A 2,987-nucleotide genomic window follows, 5' to 3' on the forward strand; every position below is an offset into this window, starting at 1 on the left:
AGGCAGTACTTACCTTATACTGCCAGGTTCCTTTCAAATCGACCGTGTCGGCATCGGCGAAAATGCAGTAAGGCTTATCAGGCACAAAACCACCTTTTCCCGCCGTATTGGTGACCCGGATGACAAAGACATTTTTCCCGGCTTTTAGTACTTCAGAGGGTACTTTGTAGCGACGTTGAGGATACTGATACGTTGTTTTTCCCACCAGTTTACCGTTGATATAAAGCTCGTCCGCATCGACAATTCTGCCCAGAAAAACTTTAGCGGACTTGCCTATCATGGAAGCTGGAATATCAATTTCCCGGCGGTACCACACCACCCCATTCAGGTCCTTGATCCCCTGATCTTCCCAAAAGCCGGGAATGTTGATCGGTCGCCAGCCTTTGGGCGTGTAGGAAGGCTCGTACCATTTGGGGGTACCTTCCAGGCCCAAATCGGCGGGGGGCGTGGGCCTGTTCGTGGAGGCAGACTGCCTTTTAAGGTTATTAAGGTAGGTGGTATCTTTATTCTTCTCCACGGTGGCCATCAGATTGGCAAAGTCTTTCAGCCCTGCTTCGCTGGTCCACGCTTCGATGGGGGTACCTCCCACGCTGGCGTTGATAATGCCGACGGGTACCTGATATTTTTGGTGAATTTTTTTGGCAAAAAAGTACGCTACGGCCGAAAATGGGCGCACGTCTTCGCCCACGGCAGCCTTCCATTGTCCCTGAGATAGTTCGGTTTGCGGACTTTGGAGATTCGTTTGGTTGGGCACCAGGAATTGCCGGATCTGCGGATCGTTGGCCTCCGCAATTTCTTTGGCGTACGTTACGTCGTGAATATTCAGCTGATGTACCATGTTGCTCTGGCCGCTGCAAAACCATACGTCACCCAGCAGAATATCCTTAACCGTCAGCTGCGTTTTTCCTTCAATCTGCATGGTGTACGGGCCACCGGCGGGCATGGGGGGTACCTTCACCTGCCACTTCCCGGCGGCGTCTGTTACGGATTTGTAGCGCTTATCCTGAAAACGAACCGTAATTTTTTCACCCGGACTAGCCCAACCCCAGATTTTCAAGGGTACCCCGCGCTGCAATACCATGCCGTCGCTGATGAGTTTGGGTAGGCGAAGCTGGGCCTGAACCGCCAGACTCAACAACCCTAGCAGAAAAAACAAGAGTGCTTTTTTCATGGAATAGAAATTCATGCTGCGCGGGAAAGGAATCAAAATTTGACAACCTGCCAAAAAGCTTCCTTGGGCTGATAATTCTGATCAAAAAGCAGTGGATAATCTTTGCGACCCGGAACGGGGAAGTTGTCCAGCCAGCTTGATTTATCCGATACATTCCAGAACGTCACGCCCGTCAAGGTACCTTTATGTTTTCGGAAGGTGTCGAAAAGCATCTTATACTGAGCGGATTGCTTTTTTACCATGTCCTCGGTCAGGATGCCGTCATCCGCTGCTTTTTTGGCGCGGCGCTCGTGCTCTTTTGGGTACACGGACAGGTCCAGTTCCGTAACCTGCACGTCGAGCCCCAGGCTGGCAAACCGTTCGATCGACGCTTCCAGCTCCTGTGAGGTAGGTTCATAGATAGACCAGTGTCCCTGCAGACCTACCCCATGGATGGGAACATTTTTGTCTTTCAGCTTTTTGACGATCTGAAAAATCTTGTCGCGCTTGGCCTTGTTTTCCGTATTGTAGTCATTGTAGAACAGCTTAGCGTCGGGATCGACGGCATGGGCGTATTCAAAGGCTTTCTCGATGTAGTCCTCCCCGATGATCTCGTAGAATTTGGAGGGGCGGTAGACGCTCTCTCCCCCATCAGGTACCGCTTCGTTGACCACGTCCCAGGCGTAAATTTTGCCTTTATAGCGGCTCATTACATCAGTAATATGTTGTTTCAATCGTTCTAAAAGTACTTCCCGGCTGACCTGATTGCCCGAAGAATCGGTGAAAAACCAGCGGGGCGTCTGGCTGTGCCAGCAGAGCGTATGCCCCCGTACTTTCAGGCCGTTCTTCTGGGCAAAATCGACGATGGCATCCGCATCTTTCCAGAAGTACTGATTCTCCTCCGGGTGAATCGGCCCCATTTTCATGGCGTTTTCGGGGGTGACGCTACTGAACTGTTGCACAATCAAATCAGCCTCCGGTCCGGTCAGGTTACGGGGAGCGACGGCCACGCCCACGGGAAAGTAGTCTTTGTAAGCTGCTTTCAGGGTAGGTTGCGCCTGGGGTTCCACGCAGGAGAAAAGCAGGCTCCCGAGCATCAGCATCAATGCGAGTATTTTTTTCATGATATAGAAAAGTGAGTGATATAAAATAATAAGGTACCTGCTACTTGAAGAGCAGCTGCGAAAACTCCATCAGATCGTGCCGCCAAACGGGCCAGGTGTGGCCACCAGGGTACTCACTGTACTGGTACTTGATTCCCATGTCATCGAATTTTTTGAGCATGATCTGGGAATTCTGATAGGCGATGTCTTCCTTGCCACCCATCGAAATCCATAGCTCTTTAAGGTTGCCGTTGATGGAACTGGCGTTGGTTTTCATAAACTCATACTGCGGATCAGACAGCTTGGTATTATTGGCAAACCAGCCCGAGCTGAATACGCCCAGATACGCAAACTTATTAGTGTTCTTGATGCCGGCATACAGGGTCTGAAGTCCACCCATGGAGAGGCCTGCCAAGGCCCGGTTCCTGGCGTCGGCCCTCACCCGAAAATTGGATTCCACAAAAGGAATGGCGGCGTTTTTCAACTCGTTTTCGAACGCCCGCAGTACGTTTTCATTAAACCCAGCCAGGCCGCCGCTGCTCACGTTTCCGTCCAGCATGGCTATAATCATCGGTTGAGCTTTCTTCTCGGCAATCAGATTATCCAGAATGACGTTCGTTTTTCCCTGCGTGGCCCAACCGCGCTGATCTTCCCCACCGCCGTGCAACAAGTACAGCACCGGGTACTTTTCGTCGGACTGGTCATAGCCCGGCGGGGTATACACGTATATCTCG

Annotated in this window: 3 protein-coding genes; all 3 read right to left on the reverse strand. The window is 51.4% G+C overall.

Going from position 1 to position 2,987, the window contains the following annotated elements; all coding sequences use genetic code 11:
- A partial coding sequence (locus tag ACEW8P_RS18760; RefSeq protein WP_373514608.1) for a sialate O-acetylesterase occupies positions 1-1,171 on the reverse strand: 1,171 nt, incomplete at its 3' end.
- Between the two features lie 32 nt (positions 1,172-1,203).
- Positions 1,204-2,274, reverse strand: a complete 1,071-nt coding sequence (locus ACEW8P_RS18765) for an endo-1,4-beta-xylanase (RefSeq protein ID WP_373514609.1) — start codon at positions 2,272-2,274, stop codon at positions 1,204-1,206.
- 40 nt (positions 2,275-2,314) lie between these two features.
- Positions 2,315-2,987: alpha/beta hydrolase (locus ACEW8P_RS18770; RefSeq protein ID WP_373514610.1), on the reverse strand; the 673-nt coding region annotated here is incomplete at its 5' end.

It is taken from the genome of Persicitalea sp. (genome assembly GCF_041751555.1).
In the GTDB taxonomy this organism is placed as follows: domain Bacteria; phylum Bacteroidota; class Bacteroidia; order Cytophagales; family Spirosomataceae; genus Persicitalea.

Coding starts and splice junctions, on each gene's coding strand:
- ACEW8P_RS18765 (WP_373514609.1), bottom strand. CDS start 2,274: ATGAAAAAAATACTCGCATTGATGCTGATGCTCGGGAGCCTGCTTTTC.